This window comes from Acinetobacter sp. TY2, assembly GCF_046269225.1.
Lineage (GTDB): Bacteria > Pseudomonadota > Gammaproteobacteria > Pseudomonadales > Moraxellaceae > Acinetobacter.
Genome location: NZ_JBJZOR010000055.1, coordinates 1 through 4206 on the forward strand (window position 1 = coordinate 1; position 4206 = coordinate 4206).

Sequence of the window (4206 nt, forward strand, 5' to 3'; positions counted from 1 at the left end):
GCTATAGTACATTGCAGGCAGCCGCTGAAATGGCCGATCAGCAAAAAATTGTTGAGTATTTAATGAACTTATAAGGTTCAATTCATAAAAACTGCGTAATAAAAAAGAGAACCCCATCTTTATGGTGGGGATTCTTCGTATTATGAAGCATTTAATACTAAATTAAACTTATAATGCGCGCTTTAGCATCTTTTCATGTTGCTTAACTTGTTTAGCATATCGTTTACCTTGCCGTTTCATTTTTCGATTATTTTCATAATTTGTCGGTCCGACATTATAGTAAGCTAATGCTTTTTTCCAACTACCTGCTGATTGTTCATATTTGGCTAGTATATGTGTACCACACTGAATATTAATGGATTCATCATATAAATTTCCAGGACAGGATTGTTGCCAATAGCGAGGAATAACTTGTGTCAGTCCTACTGCACCTGCTGATGAAGTTACATTGCTACGGTATGAGGATTCTTGTCTAATTGTTGCTGCAATGAGTAAGGGATCGACATTATAGTGATCTGCATTTTGCACAATAATGGGAGCGATTCGGTCTGCTGTACTTGGAGTAACGCGATACGCTTGTTGAATACCCGCAGATAATTTAGTTGCTCGTTTTTGTACAGAGCCACCACCTAATGATGAACATGCAGTAATGAATAAGACTGAACTAATGAGGGATATTTTGAAAAAATGATTAAATAAAAACGGGGTATTCATAAAAATTTATTTTTCACTTCACAAGGTTGAATGTAAAAATTGAGATCAAAATGGAGTCTAGCATTTATTATTTTTATAAAAGTATCTATCCTGTTAATTTATTGTGAGTTAAAGCAAAAACTTAGCTTTGCTTTAACTTGATCAAAAATAAATTGCTAACCGTTGTATAAAGGATAAATTGAATGACTGACTAAAGGGCCAAAGGTGAGTTTATTCATGATGTATTGAAAAATTTAGCTCCACCAATATCTTAGAATATGAAAGAAAATAGGCGCCGAAAAGCAAATAGAATCAATACGATCAAGCATTCCACCATGTCCTTGAATGAGTTGCCCCCAATCTTTTACACCACGGTCACGTTTAATGGCTGACATCACTAAGCCACCAAAGAAGCCAAAAATACAAACAATAAAACCAATCACAGTCGCTTGTAGATAACTAAAGGGTGTTAACCATGCCATTGAAACTCCTAAAGCTGTTGCAAGAATAACACCACCAATCAGACCTTCAAGTGTTTTTGATGGTGATAATATAGGTGCAACTTTATGTTTTCCAAATAATTTTCCACAAACATACTGTAAAACATCCGAGGCTTGAACCACCATAATGAGCCAAATAGCGAGCCAAATTTTTTCGCCTTCAAATCCTGGTAATTTTAAATTCATGAGTGCAGGAACGTGAGATATGCAAAAAACACTCACCATCAATCCCCATTGAATTTTAGAACTGCGCTCTAGGAAATGAGTAGTATCTTCTTGTTTTAAGCTTGCAATTGGAATCAGTAAAAAGACGTATAATGGAATAAAAATAGAGTACAGCCCATACCAATCGATATAAACAAGATAATATTGGTAGGGAATTACGAAGTAAAATGCAATCAGTAATGGAAAATAATCACCTCGTCTTGTCGGTAAAAGGCTGATAAATTCACGTAATGCAAAAAGAGAAATGAATCCAAATAGAATAATAAAAGCAGTATTGCCGAGTGCAATGGCAGACCCAATGACGATGAGCATGACCCACCACGCATTAATACGTGCATTTAAGTTTTCAATAACAGCAGAAGGTTGTTCACCCGATCTTTTTTTTAGAATAAGTCCAACAGATGAGGCAAAAATAAGAATAGTTGTAAATATTGCGAATAGTAAATAGGTTTTATCTAGATTATTTAAGATCATTGATATTCAACCTCTTTTAATTTTAATAATTCTTGTTGTGCATAGTCTAAAAAATCTTTTTTATCCATTTCCATGTGCGGTTCTAATGGCGACCCAAAAATGATGGTTGAAAGTAAAGGCAGGGGAACAAGTGCACCTTTAGGCATGACACGTTTTAAATTTGAAATCCAAACAGGAATAATATCAATGTCAGGGAACTCACGATGTAAATTGTATAAACCACTTTTAAAAGGGAGAAGTTCGACATCATCTTCTAAATTTCGTGTACCTTCAGGGAAAAAGATAATCGAATAACCTTGTTTTAATACATCTTTAATGGGTTGTAAGGGATCTTCATTATTTTCACGATTACGTTTTATTGTAACTCCATTGAATGTATCTTGAATTAAAAATCGACGGAATCCATCTTTTGTCCAATAATCAGAAGCTGCAACAGGACGTGTACGTCTGCGCATATCTTTGGGGAGTGATGACCAAAGTAGAATAAAATCGATATGACTATTGTGATTGGCAAAATAAATACGTTGTTTTAATTCGGGTTCACAACCGACCCATAAACTGCGAGCACCTGTAAGTAAACGTGCACCACGTCGAGTTAAGAAAGCAATAAAACGTGCAACAGAATGGCTCGCAATGTTGGATTGTGGTAGGTCTGAATCTTTAATTTGTTGCTGATTTAACGTGTTTTTAGTCATGATCAGAACCGAAATTTATATATAAAAATTATTTGAAATTTACTTATTAAAGCAAAAAATCGCATGGTAGGTAAAGTGAATTGTAGTTTAAATCATGGATTTAAAATAAAAACTAAATAAATTGAGTTGAGATGTTTTTGAGCCACATTCATTTGAATAAGTAATTTAGGCTTAACAGAGCGAGTTTTGCGACTTATAATAGTCATCTATTTTTACTGCGGTAATATTGATGACACCTGCATGCAAAACATTGAAATCAAAAAAGATTGAGTTTTCTATTCATGAATATGAGCATGATGTAAATGCAAAGAGTTTTGGCTTAGAAGCAGCTGAAAAATTGGGCTTAGAAGTTGAAGAGGTCTTTAAAACTTTAATGGTCACGGACGATAAAAATTATTTTGTGGCTATTTTACCGGTGAATCATCAGTTGAGTTTAAAGAAAGTCGCAGGGGCTTTTGGTTGTAAAAAACTGCATATGGCAGATCCAAAAGTTGCTGAGCGTTTAACAGGGTATTTGGTCGGTGGAATTAGTCCAATTGGTCAGAAAAAACGTTTAAAAACAGTGATTGATGCCTCTGCAAAAGCATTAAATAAAATGTATGTGAGTGGAGGGAAACGGGGTTTAGATGTTGGGTTAAAACCACAAGATTTATCTGAAGTATTATCTGCTGAGTTCGTTGATATTTTGGATGAATAACCTGTATTTTTACTCGTTAAATTTAGTTGAAAAATAAAGTTACTCAAAAAAGCATTTCTCATAAAAAACCACCTAGATGGTGGTTTTGTCGCTAAATTAAATATCCATAACTACAGACTGAACATAAGAATTGAGCCAATAACTCTTTTTACCATCCTGATGTTGTTTTGTAGAATGAGCATCTCTAATTCTAGCATCCGAGGTTTCTAGTTCAATATTAAATAATTTTGCAAACTCAGCACGACCTATACGTCTTTTATTTTGCTGTGTGAAAGTTTGTTTTTAAAATTTGCATTTCATTAAATATAGCCTGAAGTAAGTCGCGATCTTTTTATGTAAGCATATCCATCATACTACTCCCTCAAACAGTTCATAAGTCAAATTTTTCTTAAATATTAGTGTTGCACAGCTAAGTCATTATAATTCAGTGATGAGGCACATGGTACAGGAGAGAAACCTTCGGGCTATCAAGATCGCTTGGGGGCTATTGCAAGCATGGAAGCTCAGTTAGAAAAGTCGATTACATCTTTAATTATCTATGATGAACATGTCAAGAGTGACTATGAATTTATACGAAATCATTTGGCTATAATTATGATGAATGAGGCATATCAAGATAAGAGGCGTGAGCCTAAGTATATCTCTATTTATCACTTGTTCTGATTGGTGGCAGGAATGGTAATTGATTTTGCAGTTAATCCAGATCTCGAAGGTAATTTTACTCCACAAAGGCGTTTCTACTATACAGGTATAAAATTATATCAAATGTCAGTAAATGCTTATCTTCAAATATGGAAGCAATATGAAAATTTCATGGTTAATGTTTTAGAGATATCCATTAAATGTGATATACGCTGAATTATCAGGAGACTTTCCCTTGGGAGATTCTAGGCAGCCAACTTATAAAAGTCTTCGGCCATTT

At 34.3% G+C, this 4206-nt stretch carries 4 protein-coding genes; 1 reads left to right on the forward strand and 3 read right to left on the reverse strand.

From position 1 onward, the window contains the following. Positions 1 to 168 precede the first annotated feature (168 nt). The 3 genes from ACK1JC_RS16870 to ACK1JC_RS16880 form a co-directional block, all read right to left on the reverse strand. On the reverse strand, positions 169 to 714 hold the full coding sequence (locus ACK1JC_RS16870) for a lytic transglycosylase domain-containing protein (protein ID WP_409512954.1): 546 nt from the start codon (positions 712 to 714) through the stop codon (positions 169 to 171). Between the two features lie 233 nt (positions 715 to 947). Continuing rightward, positions 948 to 1892 (reverse strand): phosphatidate cytidylyltransferase, encoded by a 945-nt coding sequence (locus ACK1JC_RS16875; RefSeq protein ID WP_409512955.1) that lies wholly within the window; start codon positions 1890 to 1892, stop codon positions 948 to 950. Then, positions 1889 to 2587, reverse strand: a complete 699-nt coding sequence (locus ACK1JC_RS16880) for a lysophospholipid acyltransferase family protein (RefSeq protein ID WP_409512956.1) — start codon at positions 2585 to 2587, stop codon at positions 1889 to 1891. The genes ACK1JC_RS16875 and ACK1JC_RS16880 overlap by 4 nt, the downstream gene beginning before the upstream one ends. A gap of 229 nt (positions 2588 to 2816) precedes the next feature. On the opposite strand from ACK1JC_RS16880, the gene ybaK reads away from it, so the two are divergent. Next, entirely contained in the window at positions 2817 to 3284 is a 468-nt protein-coding gene (ybaK, locus tag ACK1JC_RS16885; protein WP_409512957.1) for a Cys-tRNA(Pro) deacylase, read from the forward strand. Positions 3285 to 4206 lie beyond the last annotated feature (922 nt).

What these genes read in the sequence shown, in the direction of transcription:
- ACK1JC_RS16870 (WP_409512954.1), bottom strand. Translation starts at nt 714, where the DNA reads ATGAATACCCCGTTTTTATTTAATCATTTTTTCAAAATATCCCTCATT.
- ybaK (WP_409512957.1), top strand. Translation starts at nt 2,817, where the DNA reads ATGACACCTGCATGCAAAACATTGAAATCAAAAAAGATTGAGTTTTCT.
- ACK1JC_RS16875 (WP_409512955.1), bottom strand. Translation starts at nt 1,892, where the DNA reads ATGATCTTAAATAATCTAGATAAAACCTATTTACTATTCGCAATATTT.
- ACK1JC_RS16880 (WP_409512956.1), bottom strand. Translation starts at nt 2,587, where the DNA reads ATGACTAAAAACACGTTAAATCAGCAACAAATTAAAGATTCAGACCTA.